Here is a 22,105-nt window from a genome sequence, read left to right as displayed (position 1 = left end):
CCCTTGCCATTCGGATTATCTTCCCCTCAATCAGGGTGATCTCACTTTCTTGCAAGTGAGCGGGTTTGCCAGCTTTGCTGGGCAAACAAAAAAGTCACCAATAATTGGTGACCTTATCTCTATTTTCATACTGTTTTTTATCGAAAGTTTTGTAATGGATTATTTATCAATAGAAGATTTACGACGCCATAAACTGAGACCAAGTAAAGCTGCCGCAAAAATTAATAACGAAGAGGGAGCTGGAACCGGAGTAGGAACACTTACGGTAGGGATAGGGTTATAAGCGATATCTCCATTAAATATTGGATTATGTATTTCACCGTTTTGATAAAAATTATTAACAACTACGGAGCCTTCAATATAATTAGAAATAGTTAATGTTGCTAAAGGTGCTAATAGACTTCCCTGTAAACGTTTATCTAATTTAATATCAATAGCTTCATAAAAATTCCAAATTATAAAATCACTATTAGCTTTGTTAAATCCACCGACGGGGTTACCCATACTTGCATCAGTAATATTCTCTCCTGCAACATTTATTACTACAGCAGATGGAGATTGATTAGCAAAATTAATATCATATTGTTGTACTAAACCATTACCAAATAAATCATCAGTATCGATATTAAATACAGCCATACCATTACCAATATTTGAATCAATATTAAAGTTTGCTGCGCTCGGTTGATTACCATTTGGAGAGTCTAATAAAGAATTGGCATTGAGGTTAGCTAAATATGCAGAAAAATCTGTCAATTCATTTTTCACTAAACCAAAATCCACTGGCGAAGACCCTGTAACGGTAAGCGCTGAGTTTATTGTTCCATTATTATTTCCAGCAACCGTGACAGTATGCCCATTTGCATTGATAGTCGTGCCTGATGTTACGTTGCCACCTACCACCAATGCAGTATCATAAGGTGCTAGGTTAATACCATAATTTGATGCGGGACCAGAAATATCACCGCCGACTAACGTTTTACCTTCAACTTCACTATTAGACTGTAAATTACCGAATACAATCAGATTGTTCTGATTGAGCAACTCTATCGGACCAGCTATACCAACCTGTGAATATAAACCTGCGACTAACGCTATAATCGTATAAGTTTTTTTCATGTTTACCTCTTAATTAATAATTACGGTGTAATAAGCAATTATAAGGCCAAGTTAGCAAGCCATTGTTACTACTACTATTTATATATCCCAATATGGGTATAGTTTATGAATGTAAATTATTCCGACACTATGCGTATTAAATTTTCACTTTAAAACTAGAGGTGCTGCTTATGAAAGGCTATTTAAATCATCATGATAGACTAATATCGTTTCAAATCCGTTGATAAGTATCTATATCGCTTACGGCAATTAGTTAATGATTTTAAAAAGATAGTTGCTAAAACATAAGTCGCGATTAAAATGGCTTTTTATAACCAAAAATATCAATCGCGATGGTTAAGTCACCCTGTTTTCAGATAATCAGAAATGTTTACTTTATTTTAGTTAAGGTGTTTTTATCATTATGATCAAACTCTCTACCATAAATATCGAGTAGCATATTTTGTTGGTATTGTAGTGTATTACCCGATACCTGTAATTCTTGTTTGTAACTTTTAGTTTTAGCTTTTTGTACCAAGAAACTACTTTGGATAATTGGACACTGTTCACTATCTAAGGATGCTGCCACTGAGAATCTTGTTGTATTTTCTTGTTGTGATGATGTGCCGCCCGCAAGTACACAAATACCACGAGGAATAGTTAAAGAGTGCATCACTTTATCAGTGCCCTGTTGCCACATCCAATATCCGGTTTCTTGGTGAATTATTTTATTATTACTAATACGTTGTACTTTTTGAGTGTAATGTACAGCACTCAGTCTTTCTTCTTCTGCATTCGCTAAATCAACGGCTTCGGTAAATACAATCGTTTCATAATATTCATTATGTTCGGTGCCATCGGGTTCCGGAGCAAGATCTTTACCTTTATTTCCTTCCCATTTGCCTACTAACACCGCCAACGGTCCATAGTCGATTAATTTTTGCTCTTGCATTGTAAAATCCTTTATTTGTAAATTAATGTGTTTGAATTAACTAATGACAATCATTATAACAAATAAATGTGAGTAAACAGTTGAATTTAAATGTTATATGATATTTATCAAAGGGGTATTTGAGTGATAGAGAAGGAAAATAATAAACATATATAGTGGTTATTTTTTCATATTTAACTAGCTGTTTAGCCGTTATCATTCAAGGTGACTTACTATTTTGATAGTTGAATAATAACGGATACAAAGACAATGAAGGTTACTAAGCGAGGATTAATAGCCTTTTTTTAAGGCTCTTTTCACAAAGGCCTTGGTACGCTGGTGCTGCGGATTTTCAAAAATTTGCTGTGGCGAGCCTTGTTCAACAATATACCCATCTTCCATAAAAATAACCGTATCGGCTACCTCTTTTGCAAATTGCATTTCATGGGTCACTACGATCATGGTTTGCCTTTCAACGGCCAATTGTTTCATTACGGCTAATACTTCATCAACCCATTCAGGATCTAATGCTGAAGTAGGCTCATCAAATAAAATGACTTCCCCCTTTGCCGCCATTGCTCTAGCAATACCAACACGCTGTTGCTGACCACCTGATAATTGCGAAGGATAAATATGTAGTTTATCTTTTAAACCAACTTTGATCAGAATTGCTTCGGCTTTTGCTAAGGCTTCAGATTTAGGTACTCCCCAAACCGTAATTAAACTTTCAGCAACATTTTGTAAGGCTGTTTTATTCGCAAATAGAGAATAGTTTTGAAATACAAAGCTACTCTGTTTACGTAACGAAGTAACCTCTTTCGCTGTATGTGACAACGCATCAATATTGACATCACCGATGTGGATTTGACCACTGCTTGGTGTTTCAAGGTAATTAAGACAACGTAATAAGGTAGATTTACCGGTACCAGATGGACCAATAATAACGATTATTTCACCCTGGGACACTTCAAAGTTGATATCTTTAAGTACTTCTAAATCGCCAAACTTTTTACTCAGACTGGTTACTTTGATCATGATTAATAAGCCTTATTAAGTTTGTATTCTAGAAGATGCTGTATACGCGTAAAGATGATAACAACAACCCAGTAAACAACGGCAACAGCAAGAAAACTTTCAAAAAACTTGAAGCTTGAAGAGGCTTCCATTTGTGCTTTTGCCATAATTTCAACAACACCTAATGTAAACGCCAATGACGTACTTTTGATCATGTCGATGAAGTAGTTCATTAATGATGGTGTTGCGACACGTGAAGCTTGCGGCAAAATAACACGTTTCATTGCTTGTAAACGTGTCATGCCTAAACTTAAGCAAGCTTCCATTTGTGATTTATCAATGCCTAAAATGGCAGCACGAATACTTTCAGCCATATACGCAGAAAAGTGTAACGAAAGACCTATAATCGCGGCGGTAAACGCATCCATACCAACAAAAATAGGCATAAATTGTGGAAACCCATAATACAAAAGAAACAACTGTACTAATAATGGCGTGCCACGAAAAAAGGAAATATAAAGAGAGGCAAGATGCTGTACAAAAGTAATTTTAAATACTCGCACTAGGGCTAAACCCAGTGCGAGTATTAATGCAAATACAAACCCCCAAAGTGCCATTTCCATTGTCACCCCAAGATATTTTAATAAAATGGGCATTAATTCAATAATATATTGAAAATCAAATGAACTTTGCATAAAAACGACTCTTTAAGGATTAATATTATTGCGTGATATCAGTATCAAACCATTTGTTTGAAATTTCAGCTAATTTTCCATCTGCACGCATTGCTTCAAGTGCAGTATTAACCTTGTCGCGAATAATCAATTGTGATGGTTTATTTAAAAATGGCATTGCATTTTCAATTTTCTCAAAAGGTTTGCCTGCTAATTGCAAAGGTAATCCTGCTTTTTTAATTAACTGCGCAGAAGAAACGCGGTCCATTACGAATGCATCGGCACGACCTAATGCAACATCTTGCTCAATACCTGTATCGTAAGTAACAATGTTAATTTCATTGTTTGTATCAATTTTACGTAATACTTGCTCAAAGTTACTACCTAAATTAACTGCAACTTTTTTACCTTTAAGATCTTCAACACCTTGGATATCATCACGTCCTTTACGAACAGTAACTTGAACACCGTCGATCACATAAGGAATTGAGAATGCATACTTAGCAGTACGTGCTTCTGTAATAGTAATTTGGTTTGCAATGGTGTCAATGTGCCCAGCTTCTAACATGCCAAATAAACCCGAAAAACTACTTGTCACAAATTCAACTTTATAGTCAGCGCGTTTTGCAACTTCATTCCATACATCCACTTCAAAGCCCTGAAGCACATCACTTTTAGAAAAGGTAAATGGGAAGTAACGACCAGACATACCGACTTTAACTGTTTCCTGTGCAAATGCAGGTACGGTTAGTAAACTTGTTGCAGCCACTAGTGCAACCAGTGCTTTTTTAAAAAATACGTTCATATTATTCCTAAATAAAATTAATTTGGGTTTATGTTATATATTGGTAATGCAACATCAATTAATGGATGCTTTACCGTGATTATTTACGACATTTAAAAACTAACCAAACTAAATACATAATACAAAGCATCATTCAGTTGAGAAAAGCTGAACCATTTATAGGTAACACTATCGATTGATGTTAAGAAGTAATATTTTGCTGTCAGGAAAACATCTATAAATAAATTTAATTTATTATCAGCAGTTCACTTAAATTCTACAGTAAAATCTGAGGCTAAGGCATAATAATCATTATATTTTAGCCTAATTCAGTCTGATTGAAGCGAAAGTGTACACAACTGTAATTTTGTATTAAACCATTAAGTGTTATTCCTGTCTTTAGTAATGTTATAACGAAATGTTATATCTTAGGGTAACTTGAACGATCGTGTACACTTTATAAACAGCACGAGTGAAACCGTCCAACATTTATCCTATATGAATAAAATCTTTCTGATGCTCAATGCGAGATATCCAAGAAAGTATTGCGGGGAATTCATTTAAATCAAATCCTCCCTCATAGGCCACATGCGTATAAGCAAATAGACTAATATCTGCGATAGATATTTCATCACCTAATAAATAGGGCATTTTCTGAAGTTGTATTTCCATCACGGCTAACGCCCTATTACCGCCTTCCTTTTTACTTTCTAGTTCCTGCAACCTATCTGCAGGACTACCTAGGTATTTATTAATGAAACGTGCAACTGCAATATAGGGTTCATGGCTATATTGTTCAAAGAACATCCATTGTAAACACAGCGATTGTTGTAATATAGATGCAGGGAACAACCGGCTACCTTGCGCAAGGTAATAAAGAATAGCGTTAGACTCCGCAATGGCTTGGTTTTGCTCGGTCACTAATAAAGGTATTTTTGCATTTGGATTAAGTGCTAAAAACTCACTGGTGCGTGTTTCCCCAGCCATAATATCAACTTCAATCCATTGGTGTTCTATATTTAATAGCGCACAAAGTAGCTTAATTTTATAACAATTACCCGACAAGCTATCACCGTAAATAACTACAGACATATTCAATCCTTAAGGTACCGATAATACGGCACAGTTACATAAATCATCACTTTTAAAGGCAGTCATATCACCGGCTTCTAAACCTGGCACTGGAAACAATCTAACCGTAAGTGGTTTATTTAACCTAAAAGCCATAGTGCCGGTATCGCGCATTAAGGCAGAAATTTTATCAATCGGTGTGTCACCGGGAATAGGCACCGTATCTAATCCAATGCCGCAGACTGCGCTATAGGTTAATAAAGAACGTATATCAAAATTCTGTAGTTGGCTACCTTCAGCTAAGCCTCTATCTTCGGTTAGTGCTAACATCAATCCAGAAAAGCCCACCAGCGGTATATGTTTTATGGATTTAAATACACGAGTTAATAAAGCAGAGGCTTCGACCGTGCCTGATGCACCAAAGTATTCAACCCCCAATAATTCATAGACTTCGGTCATACTTGCGCAATCTTTTGAAGGGGCAGCTGAACTATCTAAACCTGCGAATTTGAAATCTTTATCAAGATGATCATTTTCTATAACAGCTTTAATTTGGTCGACATGGTATTGCAATTGTTGGGACAATGATTGGTAATAACCAGCACTTGCTTGTTGATGATTTAAGACCGGATTGTGATGACTAAATGCTTTCAGTGTTGCCACTAATAAGTCAGGTGTTTCTAATCCGATAACAAAACTGTTTTCACTGGATTGATTACTATAACCGGCAGGAAAATATGGGATTAAAGGATCACAGTTGAAATTAACAGTGAAGTTAAAATTACCTTCTCCACGGGGAGTGATCTGGCTGATCTTATTCACTGCTTTGGTCGCTTCTTCAATCAATTGATTATCTAAGACACCATTTTCATCCATTTTTATATTGACGCAGACATTACATAAATCACCGAACTCTTGAATCAACTCAGGTATTAATCCTAATTGATGGGCGCTGGTCACTTCACCGATCGCAAATCTTAATCTTAAACCACTTTGCTGACCATTATTTAACATTTCATTTAAGATACGAAGATCTCGTTGAGCAGATGCAAGATCAGTCGTATCAATATATTCAGCAAATGCATTAGTCACAATACGAATTGATTGAACAGTATAACCATTGTGTTTTAAATCATTGGCTAATACTTGACAAAACGAGTTCGCTTTATGAATGACTTTAGCCCACTTAGTTTGATCAAAATCCAATCGAACAAAAGTGGTAATTGTTCTAACTTTACATAAATTTTTATCCAATAAAATGTCAGGTAATTGCATATGGCATCCTTTTATAATTAACATGCAACATAACATACTCTTTTTGTTTTAGTTACTTTGAAGTAACCACCCTTTGCTATTTTGTAAAGTTTATATAGATAAACAGACAATACTTTTAGTGCTTTCTATCTCAAAAATCGCTAGTTTTTTTTTGAGAAATAATCAAATAATATAATTTGAATCAATATGTTAAATATAAAAATTTATATAAAATGTGACCTTTTAATAGATAAAGTTGCGGTCAACACCAAATAATCGATATCACTAACATGTTACTTTATTGCGTATAAATAGATTAGGTTAAACAGGGATTTTAAATGGCAATATTAATCATGGATAGTCTCAGACGTAGAGTGACTTTGTTATGGCTATTTTTATATTTTTTAACCTTAATCATAAGTATTCATTGGTTATGGCAATACAGCTATCAACAGCTACAAATAACTAACCAACAACAACTAGATAGATTCAGTCGTCATATTGATAGTCAACTTGGTCATTTTTCATTTATTCCTCAACTATTGTCTCGTCAAGGAATTATTATTAACGCTTTAATGGCTTCTGATAATAGCGCACAACTGGATTTAACTAACAGGCACCTCAATACCATCAACAAAATCGTCGGCGCATCAGATACCTATTTATTAGATAAGGATGGTACTACTATCGCCGCGAGTAATTGGACTAAAAAAAGTACTTTTATAGGCAATAATTTTTCGTTTCGCCCCTACTACCAAGATGCTATTCAAGGGGCGCCAGGACGTTATTTTGCATTAGGATCAACCTCAGGCAAACGTGGTTACTACTTTTCGTACCCTGTTAATTATGCAGCGGAAACGATTGGTGTGGTCGTGATTAAAATGAACTTATCTTTACTAGAAAAAGATTGGGCAGGCAAAGAACAGTCCTTTTTGGTGACCGATCTTAACAATGTGGTTTTTATCTCATCTGAAATCAAATGGCTTTACCACAGTTTAACTCCACTCTCCGAACAGCAAAAAAATGATCTGCGAGACACTCGCCGCTACCTTGAGCGTCAAATTGACTATATACCAATATCTGGTAATTTAAACACTAATGCCGCCCTCCTAACATTAGATAATAAAAAGTGGCTGCCTACTTATTACCTATCATTAATTAAAGCCTTTGATGATGAACAATGGAATGTACGCGTATTAGCGCCTATTACCCCTATTCTATTCGATATCCTATTGTTGTTCTTATTGATTACTTTACTGTATATGCTGTTGTACCTCACCCTTATTTTAATTAAACAAAAGCAAACTCGTCACCAGGAACAAGTGCTTGCCGAAATAAAATCCAAACAAAAGTTGGAATTCACTGTGATGCAACGTACTTCTGCTTTACAAGCTGAAGTAGAAGAACGACATAAGGCTGAAGCCGCATTAAGGTCCACACAAAAAGAATTGATTCAATCTGCTAAGTTAGCCGTATTAGGGCAATTGTCTGCCAGTATCAGCCATGAGCTTAATAATCCACTATCGGCTATTCGTACTTACGCTGAAAATGCAGTGCTTTTTCTAGATCGTGATAAGTTAGATCAAGTCAGTAATAACCTAAGCCGTATTACCCACTTAACAGAGCGGATGGCTAAAATAAGTTCACAGCTTAAATCTTTTGCGAGAAAGTCCAATGGAGAGTTAAAAATAATTGCTTTGCAACCTGTTATTCTCGCAGCCCATGAATTGTTAAAACCGCAATTAAAAGCGAATAAAACAGAACTAACCATGCAGCTACCCACACAATCCATTTATGTAAAAGCAGAACCTATTCAGCTTGAACAAATTGTTGTTAACCTTCTATCTAACGCTTTGCAATCGATGCAACATAGCGATCATAAATTGATTAAAATTGAGTTAATTATTGAATCCGATATTGCAAAGATTAAAGTATTGGATCAAGGGACAGGCATTGATCAAGCTCACCTCCCACACCTTTTTGAACCCTTCTTTACCACCAAGGAAACAGGATTAGGCTTAGGCTTGTCAATTTCTCAGCAAATCATTAATAACATGCAAGGTACATTAACGGCGAAAAATAGAGTAACCAGTGGTGCAGAGTTCTGTATTTCACTCCCCGTCAATAAGAACAATATGAGCGCGAACAACAATTAACATACTCAGATTAAAGCAACAAAAGTGAATCAAATTAAGGAAAATAAATGAGCACAGTATTTTTTATTGACGATGAAATAGATATGCGCCTAGCTAACCAACAAACATTTGCTCTAGCCGATATAGAAGCAGAATTTTTTGAAGATGCAGAGTCTGCATTAATTGCAATGAAAGAAACATTACCGATGGTGGTGATATCTGATATCAGATTACCTGGCATCTCCGGTTTACAATTGCTAAATACTTTACAGCAACGCGATCTCGACTTACCAATCATTTTAATAACCGGGCATGGCGATATTTCTATGGCCGTTGAGGCGATTAGGAATGGAGCCTATGACTTTATCGAAAAGCCCTTTGCATCGGATAGATTAATTGAACATACACGTAAAGCCTTGGAGAAACGTCAACTTACACTTGAAAATAGAGAGTTAAAAAAAGCCTTACAAAATAAAGAAACATTAGGGCCACGGATCATAGGCAACACACCAAGCATGCTCACACTCAAACAAATGGTTGATCGCGTGGCAGATAGCCATGCAGATATATTACTTTATGGAGAAACAGGTACCGGTAAAGAATTAGTTGCTCGCTCTTTGCATGAACAAAGTCAACGTCGTTCCAATAACTTTGTTGCTGTCAACTGTGGTGCAGTACCAGAAAATTTGATTGAAAGTGAATTATACGGACATGAAAAAGGCGCATTTACCGGAGCAGATACACAACGAATTGGCAAATTTGAATATGCACAAGGCGGTACGCTATTCCTTGATGAAATTGAGTCGATGCCAATGCAAGCGCAAGTGCGTTTATTGCGTGTGCTGCAAGAGCGAAGCCTAGAGCGTATCGGCTCAAATAAAGCCATTGATTTAGATATTCGCATCATCGCGGCCACTAAAGTAGATTTAAAAGAAGCCCCCAACTTTAGACAAGATTTATTCTATCGTTTGAATATGGTCACCCTCGATTTACCTCCATTACGTCATCGCAAAGAAGACATAGCAAAATTGTTTCATCACTTTTTATTAATTGCGGCAGCGCGATATGGCAAAGCAGCCCCTGCGTTGCCCGCAAACTCGTTACAAGCCCTATTAAGTCATGATTGGCCTGGTAATGTGCGTGAATTAAGAAATGCAGCAGAACGTTATATTTTATTAGGTTCATTATCAGACTTAAACGATGTTAATAATGACGTTAATTCCGGGCTAAGTTTAGCTGAGCAGGTAGAGGCATTTGAAAAGACATTAATCGAGCAAGCGTTAAGCCTAACTAATGGCAGTATCAAGGAGACCATGCATGCACTCAATTTACCGCGTAAAACGCTGTATGATAAAATGCAAAAACATGAGATAAAAAAGCAAAATTTTAAAGCGGATTAACTGCGACTAATAATTATGATGGGCTAGCTTTTACTGACGAATTATATAAGTCATAAATAGCTCATTCAACAGAAGGAGTGCACATAAAAAAAGTGCTGATGTAAATAAACCACCAGCACCAAACAGAACTTTTCACTTATTAACTTATTAACTTATTATTCAGATTAGTGGCTATTTTATAACAACCACTACGCTAGTTAACTTTTTACTTGGTGACAACTTCAGGTCCCATCATCATATTGGGTAACCAAGTTGAAACCCAAGGTACATAAGTTACAATAATTAAGAACAAGAACATCACGCCAACTAATGGTAAAGAAGCTTTCACCACTTTCATCATTGATAATTTGGCCACGCCAGCGGTCACAAATAGATTTAATCCTACGGGTGGTGTGATCATACCTATTTCCATATTTACCACCATCATGATACCTAGGTGAATCGGGTCAATACCTAATGCAATCGCAATTGGGAACACTAAAGGTGCAACAATAATCAATAAACCTGAAGGCTCCATGAATTGGCCACCGATTAAGAGCAGTAAATTCACTACAATCAAGAACTCGATTGGCCCCAGACCTGCAGATAGCATCGACTCAGTGATCATTTGTGGAATACGTTCTTCCGTTAACACGTGCTTTAGGATCAGGGCATTTGCGACGATGAACATTAACATGATAGTTAACTTACCAGCATCGTATAAGGTTTTGCGTGTATCCTCATGACAGAACACGTGCATCGCTTTAAACCAATAAGCTTTAGCTTTTTTCTCTGCGGGTTCCTTATCTGCTAATGGTCCCATATCTTTATAAACAAAGTTTGAAATAATAAAGGCATATACAGCGGCAACAGCAGCAGCTTCAGTGGGTGTAAAAACACCACCATAAATACCACCAAGGATAATAACAATCAGTAATAATCCCCAGCCAGCATCTCTTGCAGAACGGAACACTTCGCCCCAACCAACAAAAGGTTGCGCAGGAATGTTTTTATAACGCGCATAAATGTAGATGGCGATCATCAACATCACTCCGGCTAACAGACCAGGAATAACGCCCCCTAAAAACATACGCCCTACGGATACATCGGTTGCAGCCGCATAAACAACCATAACTATTGAGGGCGGAATCAAAATACCTAACGTACCAGCATTACAGATAACACCTGCAGCAAACTCTTTTGTATAACCATTTTTGACCATACCAGCAATAACAATACCACCGATTGCCACTACCGTCGCAGGAGAAGAACCTGACAACGCCGCAAACATCATACAAGCAACAACTGATGCCATGGCTAATCCACCACGCAATGACCCAACCAGTGCAATTGCAAATCGAATAATACGTTTAGCCACACCACCCGTAGCCATAAAACTAGAAGCAAGAATGAAGAAAGGGATCGCCAATAAAGTATAATGGCCAGTAAACGCATTAAGTAACGTTTGTGCAATAGATGCTAGCGATGCGTCAGAATGAACCATCAAAAAAACAATACTTGAAGCACCTAGTGAAATCGCAATAGGCACCCCGATGATCATTAATGTAATCACCATAATAAAAAGCATTAACATAGCCATTAGTTACTCTCCTTGTTAACATTCGCTTTTTCAGTTTTATTTTTTAGCCCATTGCTTTTGTTGGCAACACTTTGTTTAATCTCTTTGAGTTCAATATTATCTTGTTCTTGATGAAACTCATCTAGTTGTTCTTCAGCTTCATGACTTGCAATCATGCGATCTAATTTATTGGTCATAATTAACCAAGCGATTTGCAAGAATCTGAATGTCATTAATGCCATACCTAAAGGCAATGCAAAGTAAGGAATAAATCGAGGTAGCCTCTCGTATCGCTCTCCTTCATTAAACCAACCAGAAAGAAACTGTAATATGTCAGGCATTGGAATATCTTCCGTCTCATACCACGCACGGTCAGTAATAAAAGGGACCCAATAATTCCAAGAACCAATTAATAATGAAATAGAAAAGAATAAACAGAAGAATACAGCGATCAAGGCAAATGTCTTTCTTAAGCCTTTTGGTGCAATATTGACAACCACATCAACACCGATGTGAAAATGTTTTTTAACGCCATAAGAAGCCCCTACTAACACCATCCATGCAAACATGAATACAGTGAGTTCTAAAGCCCATAATATATTGTCATTCAAGACATATCGCACCACTACATTGGCAAAAGTTAATAACGTCATTAACCCTAAAAATGCGGCAATTAATGTTTCTTCTGCATAATCGGTTATTTTCCCTATTCGGGTAAAAATTCCGTTTTTCATTTATTTATCCCTTTCTTAATCACTATCTTTTACACTATTTAGTAAAGCCATTACCTCAAAAAACAATATTTCATCTTTAAGGTAATGGCTGATATTAATAGTTACTGGTTTGAAGCTTGTGCAGCATCAAGTAAGTCACTACCGATATCTTTTTCAAACTTTTTCCAAACAGGTTTAAGAGCAGTGACCCATTCACCACGTTGCTCAGGTGTTAAAGTACGTACTACGCCACCTGCTTTGATAATATTTTGTTTATTCGCTTCGTTCACAATAGTTGATTCAGCATTTCTCTCTTCAGTCACTTCTTTTAAAATAGTGCCTAACTGATTACGAATATCATCAGGTAGGTTGTCCCACCAATCGCCAGACGTCACCACTAAGTAATCTAAAATACCGTGATTCGTTTCAGTTACGCCATCTTGAACTTCGAAGAATTTTTTACCGTAAGTATTTGACCACGTATTTTCCTGGCCATCGATAACTTTAGTTTGTAAGCCGCCGTAAACCTCTTTAAATGACATTTTCTGAGGATTAGCACCTAGTTGCTCAAATTGTGCAACTAACACGTCAGATGCTTGTACACGGAACTTAAGCCCTTTAGCATCACTTGGTAATAACAAAGGTTTATTAGCAGACATTTGTTTCATACCGTTATGCCAAAACTCTAAACCTTTAAGGCCACGACGATTCATCGCATTTTTTAATTTATCACCCGCTTCCGAGTTCTGAAATCTATCAACGGCAGCAACATCATCGAATAAGAACGGCAAATCAAAAAGTCGATATTTCTTAGTTATTTTTTCAAACTTAGACAGAGAAGGAGCAGCTAGTTGAACATCTCCATTTAACAGCGCTTCTAAAACTTGGTTATCATCGTAAAGTGTTGAGTTAGGAAAAACTTGCATACAAGCTTTACCATTCATTTCAGTATTCACTCGTTGCTCTAATAATGAAGCAGCTACGCCTTTAGGATGTTTGTCAGAGTTAGTAACATGACTAAACTTGATCACCATCTCCCCTTCATCACAATTAGCATAAGCATTAACACTACTTAAAAGTGCTGCACTACATAGAGAAATAACGGTTAATTTTTTAAACATTTTGAGCTCCTATATCCATATTGGTACGCATCAATGCGCTGTTTTTAAAATATGTAAAACCACTGAGTCGTTACATACAGCAGATATAGCAAGTGCCGAGCCAATGTTACTAATTTGTTAACAGGTCAGTGCTAGCAAGGGAAAGATGTTAAAAAAGTGATCGTAAACAATACCAATAAAAAACAAATGGGCGGGATCCTACCCATTAATATTTGCTATATGTGTCAGTAACCGCCCTTTTAAATAGTTGTCTTACTCGTATCGAAATGTTGCCATGTATAAAACACTAATAAGGTAAAGTAGTAAAAACGCCTTTAGTCTTTACAAGAAGTAAAGTTTGTGGAGTTTAGGATAGGCAGTAGTTTAATTCAGGCTCTTTATCAGAACAGTGGTGTTAAATAGAAAAGACAAAAAAGGCCACCTAAGTGACCTTTGTAAATAACCTTTAAGATAAAAGAAGTTTTTGTTTTACTAACGCTTTTAATAAGCAATTAACGCTTACGGCGTGACGCACCAGAAAATCCTAATAGCGCCAAACCTAAAACAGCAAAAGTAGGGGGTTCTAGAATTGCAGTGGCAGTCTCTAAAATCAAGTTTACTAATCGCTCCTGAACCGTTATGACGAATCTCAACAGAATAAGCTTCAGCAATATCAAAAATTAAATCATCCCAAGTGTATTTAAAATCATAATTTAAAAAAGTATTGCTTATGAAAATAACTTAAGAAAATAAACGTTTTGCTTTTAATAGCGCACCAAATACAACTGAGCTAAATGCATCAGCGACAGAAATATCCACATTAGGGAAACGTTCTGCCAATGCTTGCTGCACTAACGGTGATAAACCCATGCCCCCCGTTAAATAGATTATTTCAGGCGTTTGTTGAGCTTGTTTTATTGTGTCATCAATCATCACAAACATTTTATCAAGCCAATTATCCATGGTTTCAGCGACTTGTTCGCGCTTTATATCTAAATGCAATGTACGTTCAATAAACGATAACGATAATTGTGTTTTTTGTTTATCACTCAGGTTTATTTTAGACAACTCTACCGCATGCATTAATTGATGGGTCAGGCGTTGTTTTTGTACTCGTTGCAGGCGCATTAAAGGCAACGGATCTTCACATTGATAAATATATTCAGCGATTGATTTGCTTCGTGTTGGCGAATAAAAGTCACTCATCAATGGAATATTATCGATATCATAAACCCCGGAGAACAACATATTAGGGATTGCTTTTCCATTATCAGTGCGTCCACCGCGTCCAAATAAAGGTGAAACAATGCCGCTGGCTAATAATTTATCGCAAACAATCCCTCCTTGGCGAATACCTTGTGTCGAATGAATATCCTCATCACGATCTAGTTTTTCAGCATTTTCCTGACTTAATAAACAGAATGTAACATCGGATGTACCACCGCCGAGATCCACCACCATCGCTTGTGTAGGTTTTTGTATTTTCTGTTCAAAGTGATAAGCAGCAGCCAAAGGCTCATGGATAAACTCAACATCTACAAATCCCACTTTGTTAGCGGCACGTAGCATCAAAGCTTCTGCTTGTTTGTTACCCAACTCTCCCATTGTCGAGTGATAGTTCACTGGTCGAGCTATAACTACTTTAGTAATAGTGGTATGCAATTGCTTTTCTGCACATTTTTTTAAATAAGAAAGAAACCTGACTACTAACGTTTCAAAACTATCTAATAAACGTTTCGGGATCTTAGCGCCCAAGAAGTTCTTCGGGCTATTCACATAACGCCCTTCATGCGGAGTTTGTAAAAAAGCATTAAAGCCCTGCTCCCCAAATAAAATTTCGCCTGCAGCTAACATTTCGTTAAGGGTTTGTTCATTGGCTTTAGCATCTTGGCTATCAACCCCAGATTGATCATGTGCAAGATAAATAGCTGAGCGTATTTTGTAAGGATTGTCACTGTTTTCATCGACAACAATCAAGGTCGGTTGATTGTTAACAAGTGCCGCTACAGCACAATTACTTGTCCCAAAATCAATTCCAATAAAATCAGATGGCATTATATTTCCTAGTCATGCAAAAATTAAAGGACGCGATTCTACAGTAGACGATTAGAAATTTATACCCGTTATCAGCTCATATTCAGGTCAATAAAGTCAGCACAGTTTTGCTTGCTTTTTTTAATCTTGTCAGCAAGAAATAAATACTCTTTTTTATCCCCTCTCTACTTAAAAGCATTTCTTAACATTTATCTTTAAAAGCATTGCCTGAAAATAATTATTTACAGTCAGCCTTAAAGATGTAAAATAAATACATCTTTAAGGCTGACTGGTTTTTATATGCATATTACGCGTTATACCGACTACTCATTGCGTGTCTTGATTTATCTAGCCATTCATCAAGATCAATTAGCGACTATTAGTGAAATAGCCAACAGTTATGGTATTTCAAAAAATCATTTGATGAAAATTGTGCAACAACTTAACCAACAGGGTTATTTATTAGCAACGCGTGGCAAAAATGGTGGCATAAAATTAAATCGCCCTGCTGAAGAAATTAATATTGGGCAATTAGTACGCAAAATAGAAGACAAAAATAAACTAGTGGAGTGTTTTGATGCTGATAATCAATGTGTGATAACACCAAGTTGCCAATTGAAAAATATTTTTGCAGAAGCACAGGAAAACTTTTTTGCTACCTTAGATGCTTATACCTTGAGTGACTTGGTAGGACCAAAACAACAAAGAAACTTAGCTGAATTGTTAGCAATTAAAGTTATCTAAGGCTATCTAGCAAGTCTAAAAAGTTATTTATACTCGACCAATAAAATACAATTAACAAGACAATACTAACGGTGATATACCATGATTAAAATAACAGATCCGAATGATAACAGCCGAGCGGCTAATCAACCCATTGCTTTTCTGGAATTTGCATTTCGACCTTTATTTTTATTTGCAGCCATATTTAGCATGATCAGCTTACTCGTTTGGAATGGAATATTAACCGGTAATCTAAACATTAGGTTATTTGGAGGTAGTCTTTGGTGGCATATGCATGAAATGTTATTTGCCTTCGCGACGACGGTTATTGTTGGGTTCCTGTTAACCGCAGTACAAAATTGGAGTGGTGTACGCAGTTTGCATGGTAAAGGGTTAGGCGCTCTGGTCATTTTATGGGTATTAGCGCGCATTGCATTCTTTTTCCCAGATCAACTACCGCACTCATTAATTGTTACCTTAGATGCCTTATTTTTACCATTATCAGCCTTAGCTTTAGCAATACCTATTATCAAAACGAAATTGTGGCGCAATTTAATGTTTATTCCTATTTTACTGATCATGGCCATTACTAACCTGATCACACATTACAGTGCCATCACTAACAATCCAATACTGATGGGACAAGCAGCTACCTTTATGGTGTTATTAATTACCTTAGTGATGTGTATTATGGGCGGTAGAGTATTTCCAATGTTCACAGCCAATGGAACAAAAACCCCTCGTGTAGATGCACTACCATTATTGGAAAAATTATCACTCATTAGCATACTGCTCACCATTTTCATTGCTGCATTAGCAACATCAACACTGATTGATGTCCCTGCACTATTGGTGGCAGTGTTGTTCATCACTACCAGCGTGATACATGCAATTCGTGTGTTTCGTTGGAAATTTTCAGTGACCTTATCAACTCCCTTAGTATGGTCATTGCATATTAGTTATTGGTGTATTGTGATAGGACTATTAATGTTTGGTTTATCACAAATAACGTATCTAGTTAGTCACTCACAAGCTATCCATACGCTTACTATCGGAGCGATGGCAACGATGATTTTAAGCATGATTTCTCGTGTTTCGTTAGGCCATACGGGACGAATGATTGCAGTGGGTAAAACCATGAGTATCGCATTTATCGCGATCATACTAGCCTTTGTAGTACGGGTTTTTGGACTGTATTTTATTGCCAACTATAGCCACGTGCTAACACTTACTGTGGCTTTATGGGTGATTGGTTTTGGCTGTTTTGTGGTCGTTTACACCCCAGTTCTATTGGGCCCTAAAGCACGCTAGTTCAGGATTAAAAAGTAAGAAATACACCTTAAGTTGTTTCAACTAAATAAATTAACACAAGTAAGTTATTAAATTAAAACAAGTAAATTAACTATTGGAGATAAAATATGAGTTGTTGTGGTGGATGTGGCGGTTCGGGTCATGAAGAAGAGAAAAAGAAACAAGAGCAACAAGAAAAGCAAGAGACTGAGTAACATGGTACATTGTTAACAGATGCTAATTAAAAACCAGTTTAGTGATTATTCGTTAGGCTGGTTTTATTCTTTTAGACATTTATTCCTTTACACCTTTATTCCTTTATTCCTTTAGACCTTTGTGCATTTATTCCATTTGCACCTTTATCACTGCAAATTACCTAACCATTGCTTTCATATGCTTTAAAATATCCACAGAGTGATCTTTCAATAAACATCGTTAAAAACCCCTTACATAAAGCCTATTTTATCTAATACAGACCTGCACCGAGACAGTGCAATCTATCAATACTTTTCTTTAATGGTGCAATAACCTTGCTACCTAATAGGGTGTAGGATGGCGCTTAAAACCTTAAGCAACTGATAATAAAGACATAAATACTTTTGGCACTCATCCTGCTATATGAGAAACATGCACAACAGTATCAATTATTAAAAGGAGCCAAATAAATGATGAAAGTAAATAGTAAATTAGTAACCTCCGTACACACGCGTTCGGTCTTACTAGTTGAAGATGTCATCATGGATCCTTCACCGTTCAAAATTGCTTTACAAGACCTTGGTTATGCCATAACAGAACATATACAAACGAATCAATTCAATCAGCTTGCACTGAAGCTGAATGAGCAACAACAATGGCATCAACAAAGCAAAAAACAAGGTTCTTATCATGGTAAGCAAAGTACTAAAAATAAAATATCAGCCCCGCTATTCGCTGATCTATTAATGATCAATACCAGCTCTCCTAATGAATCATTGCTTACCGCTCTTGAAAATATTAATCAGTTAGCGCCTTTACCAATTATCTTATTTACTAAAAATAAAAATGAGCATGTCATCAATGCTTCGATACAAGCAGGTGTAAGCTCATATATTGATGATGTAAAGCCCACCCAATTAAGCTTTTTAATGAAGGTTGCTGAAGCACAATATAAACAGCGCCAATCATTGCGCAAAGAACTAGATAAAACAAAAACACAGTTAGCTAACCGAAAAATTGTTGAACGCGCAAAAGGTTATTTAATGCAACAGAAAAGCATCACAGAGCAAGACGCCTTTGTTTTATTACGCACCATGGCAATGAATAATGGTCAAACATTAGCAACCGTCTCTCAAAATGTAACTGACGCATATAGTTTAGAAATATAGTTTAGAAAATTTAGTCTAAAAATTAATTATTATTCAATAGACTGTATATAAACACAGTCATCGCAATAACCATACTATTTTATTTCTATCAATGAAGATAGCCAGTAGATAGTAAGGACGATATTTAGAATCCACACAATGATGTTGGGGTTTTAAGAAGAGCAACGACGCTCATCAACACTCTTTTACAAGAGGATTGATGCGCGTTTTTTTTTGCAAAAAATGTCTATTAATAAAAGGATTTTACAATATGAGTTGGATTAAACCCGTTAAGTTTGTGGCGAAGAAACTAGCATTGAGTATTGCTATTTCAGCGACAATTGTCTCTTTTTCACAAGCTGAAGAGTTAGGTTTCCCAGAAAAAGAAGAACTAAAGTTTGGTTTTATTAAGTTAACAGATATGGCACCGATCGCTATAGCCTACGAAAATGGATATTTTGAGGATGAAGGCTTATACGTGACCATTGAGGCACAAGCCAATTGGAAGGTTCTACTAAATGGTTTAATTGATGGCACGTTAGATGGAGCACATATGTTAGCAGGACAACCTATTGCAGCGACCATGGGTTTTGGTACAAAAGCACATATTATTACGCCTTTTTCCATGGACTTAAATGGCAATGCAATCACGGTTTCTAATGAAATCTGGAAGCAGATGAAACCTAATATTCCTAAACAAGCTGATGGTTGGCCTGTTCACCCTATTAAAGCGGATGCACTAAAACCCGTTGTAGAATCTTATAAAGCACAGGGTAAACCGTTTAATTTAGGCATGGTTTTCCCAGTATCAACGCATAACTATGAATTACGTTATTGGTTAGCGGCTGGTGGTATTCATCCTGGCTTTTATGCACCACATAAAGGGGATACAAGTGGACACATAGACAGTGATGCCATCTTATCAGTGACTCCGCCACCACAAATGCCATCAACACTAGAAGCGGGCACAATTTACGGTTACTCAGTAGGTGAACCATGGAATCAACAAGCCGTATTTAAAGGCATTGGTGTACCTGTCGTGACTGACTATGAAATTTGGAAAAATAACCCAGAGAAAGTGTTTGGTCTAACCGCTGAATTTGCAGAGAAATACCCTAATACAACGATCCGTTTAACACGTGCACTAATTCGTGCAGCTATGTGGTTAGATGAAAAAGACAATGCTAACCGCCCTGCTGCAGTGAAAATATTGTCACAATCTAATTATGTGGGGGCAGATTACGAAGTAATTGCCAATAGCATGACCGGTACTTTTGAATATGAAAAAGGTGATAAACGTGCAGTGCCTGACTTCAATGTATTCTTTAGACACAATGCAACTTACCCGTACTATTCAGATGCTATCTGGTACTTAACGCAAATGCGTCGTTGGGGACAGATTTCAGAAGCAAAATCTGACCAATGGTACAAAGACTTAGCGAAAAAAGTCTATCGTCCTGACATCTACCAGAAAGCCGCGCAATCATTGATTGATGAGAAGTTGGCGAAGGCCAAAGACTTTCCTGATTTTGCCACTGAAAAAGGTTTTAGAGCACCACAAACTCACTTTATTGATGATTTAGTTTATGACGGTAATACACCTAATGCTTATATCGATTCATTTAAAATTGGTCTTAAAAAAGAAGACAAACTTTAACATCCTATTTAATTAATCATTACTGGATTCGAGCTTAATCGGCACAATTGTTATAAACAAAACAATAACAAACGAATAAGAACTCGAATCCAATCATATTAATTGTAGTTACTCAAATGACTAAATTTTACGCACAATAAAGTATTTATTTAATGGCATTATCAGCCAAGAGCTTGTTCTTTTGACGCGTACATTTATACAGTAAATTTGAATAATAAGAGCACTGTCTACTGCACTTAGTATCACTAGCGTTAACAAGGAATCGAGACTATGACAACCATTTCACTGAGTAATAAATTAACACTCTCGCCCACTTTAATGAGCAACTTACAGGGTTTATTTAAGTCGGCTTGCCAAATAGTTATCTTGCCACTACTTGGTATCATGATCTTTTTATTACTATGGAGCATTGCCGCAAAAAATATTCATACGTCTTTAGGTGATTTCCCGGGGCCAACGGCTGTTTACCAACAGTTTCACTCTCTTTACGATGAACATACAGCCGAACGCATCAAAGCAGATAAGTTCTACGATCGCCAACATATTCGTAATGATAAAAGATTAGCCGCAGACCCTAGTTATCAAGTCAAAATCAGAAACTACACAGGTAAAGAAACGTTCTTGGATCAAATTGTAACCAGTTTAATCACAGTCACCAGTGGTTTTTTATTAGCCGCGATCATCGCTATCCCATTAGGTATTGCCATGGGATTAAGTAAAAACTTAAACTCAGCAGTAAACCCCATTATACAAATTTTTAAACCTGTCTCGCCATTAGCGTGGCTTCCACTGGTTACTATGGTCGTCAGTGCCTTGTATGTGTCAGATGACCCTTTAGTCTCTAAGTCATTTGTGAACTCACTATTAACCGTCACTTTATGTAGCTTATGGCCAATGGTCATTAATACCTCAATTGGTGTTTCTTCATTAGATCAAGACTTAAAAAATGTCAGCCGCGTTTTACGTTTACCTCTGTTTACTCATATTCGTAAAATTGTGTTACCAGCCTCTGTACCCATGATATTTACAGGCATGCGTTTGTCATTTGGAGTGGCATGGATGGTATTAATCGCCGCCGAAATGCTAGCGCAAAATCCAGGCTTGGGTAAGTTCGTTTGGGATGAGTTTCAAAATGGTAGCTCTGATTCTTTAGCGCGTATTATGGCAGCAGTGATCGTGATTGGTTTTATTGGCTTTGTACTTGATAGAGGCATGTTGCAACTACAACGAATGGCTTCTTGGGATAAATCATCAACTACGGTTTAGTGGTAACTAGCATTGTAGATAAATCAAACAATATAAAAGTCTAATTTATTTAATCGAAGT

At 36.7% G+C, this 22,105-nt stretch carries 18 protein-coding genes; 7 read left to right on the top strand and 11 right to left on the bottom strand.

Translation table 11 applies throughout. The features are described from left to right. Positions 1-159: 159 nt before the first annotated feature. From H592_RS0102050 to H592_RS0102020, 7 genes are all read right to left on the bottom strand, one after another. Positions 160-1,119 (bottom strand): collagen-binding domain-containing protein, encoded by a 960-nt coding sequence (locus H592_RS0102050; RefSeq protein ID WP_028867278.1) that lies wholly within the window; start codon positions 1,117-1,119, stop codon positions 160-162. Between the two features lie 370 nt (positions 1,120-1,489). Then, a complete protein-coding gene (locus H592_RS0102045) occupies positions 1,490-2,050 on the bottom strand; it encodes a heme-binding beta-barrel domain-containing protein (RefSeq protein ID WP_028867277.1) in 561 nt (186 codons plus the stop codon). A gap of 270 nt (positions 2,051-2,320) precedes the next feature. Beyond that, positions 2,321-3,064 carry an amino acid ABC transporter ATP-binding protein gene (locus H592_RS0102040; protein ID WP_028867276.1) on the bottom strand — a complete coding sequence of 248 codons (744 nt, stop codon included), beginning with the start codon at positions 3,062-3,064 and terminating at the stop codon, positions 2,321-2,323. Positions 3,065-3,066: 2 nt separating this feature from the next. Beyond that, positions 3,067-3,738, bottom strand: a complete 672-nt coding sequence (locus tag H592_RS0102035; protein WP_028867275.1) for an amino acid ABC transporter permease — start codon at positions 3,736-3,738, stop codon at positions 3,067-3,069. A 25-nt stretch (positions 3,739-3,763) separates the two neighbouring features. After that, the gene (locus H592_RS0102030) at positions 3,764-4,522 is read right to left on the bottom strand and encodes an amino acid ABC transporter substrate-binding protein (protein ID WP_028867274.1); all 759 of its coding nucleotides are present in this window, start codon (positions 4,520-4,522) and stop codon (positions 3,764-3,766) included. A 468-nt stretch (positions 4,523-4,990) separates the two neighbouring features. Beyond that, the gene (locus H592_RS0102025; RefSeq protein ID WP_037070706.1) at positions 4,991-5,593 is read right to left on the bottom strand and encodes a glutathione S-transferase family protein; all 603 of its coding nucleotides are present in this window, start codon (positions 5,591-5,593) and stop codon (positions 4,991-4,993) included. A gap of 9 nt (positions 5,594-5,602) precedes the next feature. Then, on the bottom strand, positions 5,603-6,847 hold the full coding sequence (locus tag H592_RS0102020) for a DUF711 family protein (protein WP_156916053.1): 1,245 nt from the start codon (positions 6,845-6,847) through the stop codon (positions 5,603-5,605). 317 nt (positions 6,848-7,164) lie between these two features. Here H592_RS0102020 and H592_RS0102015 point away from each other — a divergent pair, with 317 nt between their 5' ends. Together H592_RS0102015 and H592_RS0102010 are read left to right on the top strand one after the other, a co-directional pair. Beyond that, positions 7,165-8,982 (top strand): sensor histidine kinase, encoded by a 1,818-nt coding sequence (locus H592_RS0102015; RefSeq protein WP_245600348.1) that lies wholly within the window; start codon positions 7,165-7,167, stop codon positions 8,980-8,982. A 47-nt stretch (positions 8,983-9,029) separates the two neighbouring features. After that, a complete protein-coding gene (locus H592_RS0102010; protein ID WP_028867270.1) occupies positions 9,030-10,361 on the top strand; it encodes a sigma-54-dependent transcriptional regulator in 1,332 nt (443 codons plus the stop codon). A 205-nt stretch (positions 10,362-10,566) separates the two neighbouring features. On the opposite strand, the gene H592_RS0102005 is transcribed toward H592_RS0102010, so the two are convergent. The 4 genes from H592_RS0102005 to yegD form a co-directional block, all read right to left on the bottom strand. Next, positions 10,567-11,940, bottom strand: a complete 1,374-nt coding sequence (locus H592_RS0102005) for a TRAP transporter large permease (RefSeq protein WP_028867269.1) — start codon at positions 11,938-11,940, stop codon at positions 10,567-10,569. After that, a complete protein-coding gene (locus tag H592_RS0102000) occupies positions 11,940-12,653 on the bottom strand; it encodes a TRAP transporter small permease (RefSeq protein ID WP_028867268.1) in 714 nt (237 codons plus the stop codon). The genes H592_RS0102005 and H592_RS0102000 overlap by 1 nt, the downstream gene beginning before the upstream one ends. Before the next feature lie 101 nt (positions 12,654-12,754). Continuing rightward, positions 12,755-13,753, bottom strand: a complete 999-nt coding sequence (locus H592_RS0101995; RefSeq protein ID WP_028867267.1) for a DctP family TRAP transporter solute-binding subunit — start codon at positions 13,751-13,753, stop codon at positions 12,755-12,757. 720 nt (positions 13,754-14,473) lie between these two features. Beyond that, complete coding sequence (gene yegD / locus H592_RS0101985) at positions 14,474-15,787, bottom strand: molecular chaperone (RefSeq protein WP_028867266.1); 1,314 nt, start codon at positions 15,785-15,787, stop codon at positions 14,474-14,476. Between the two features lie 279 nt (positions 15,788-16,066). Here yegD and H592_RS0101980 point away from each other — a divergent pair, with 279 nt between their 5' ends. The 5 genes from H592_RS0101980 to H592_RS0101955 all read left to right on the top strand — a co-directional run bounded on the left by H592_RS0101980 (position 16,067) and on the right by H592_RS0101955 (position 22,045). Beyond that, positions 16,067-16,510, top strand: coding sequence for an RrF2 family transcriptional regulator (locus H592_RS0101980; protein ID WP_028867265.1), 444 nt, complete (start codon positions 16,067-16,069; stop codon positions 16,508-16,510). An 81-nt stretch (positions 16,511-16,591) separates the two neighbouring features. Next, positions 16,592-17,800, top strand: a complete 1,209-nt coding sequence (locus H592_RS0101975; protein ID WP_028867264.1) for an NnrS family protein — start codon at positions 16,592-16,594, stop codon at positions 17,798-17,800. A gap of 644 nt (positions 17,801-18,444) precedes the next feature. Further along, the gene (locus H592_RS0101965) at positions 18,445-19,143 is read left to right on the top strand and encodes an ANTAR domain-containing response regulator (RefSeq protein WP_028867263.1); all 699 of its coding nucleotides are present in this window, start codon (positions 18,445-18,447) and stop codon (positions 19,141-19,143) included. A gap of 250 nt (positions 19,144-19,393) precedes the next feature. Then, the gene (locus H592_RS0101960; RefSeq protein WP_028867262.1) at positions 19,394-20,779 is read left to right on the top strand and encodes a CmpA/NrtA family ABC transporter substrate-binding protein; all 1,386 of its coding nucleotides are present in this window, start codon (positions 19,394-19,396) and stop codon (positions 20,777-20,779) included. A 318-nt stretch (positions 20,780-21,097) separates the two neighbouring features. Next, positions 21,098-22,045, top strand: coding sequence for an ABC transporter permease (locus H592_RS0101955; RefSeq protein WP_245600350.1), 948 nt, complete (start codon positions 21,098-21,100; stop codon positions 22,043-22,045). The last annotated feature ends 60 nt before the right edge of the window (positions 22,046-22,105 follow it).

The sequence above is a fragment of the Psychromonas arctica DSM 14288 genome (genome assembly GCF_000482725.1).
Taxonomy (GTDB): Bacteria; Pseudomonadota; Gammaproteobacteria; order Enterobacterales; family Psychromonadaceae; genus Psychromonas; species Psychromonas arctica.
Note: the sequence above shows the minus strand (reverse complement) of the source record. Positions and strands in the feature narration are given on the sequence as shown.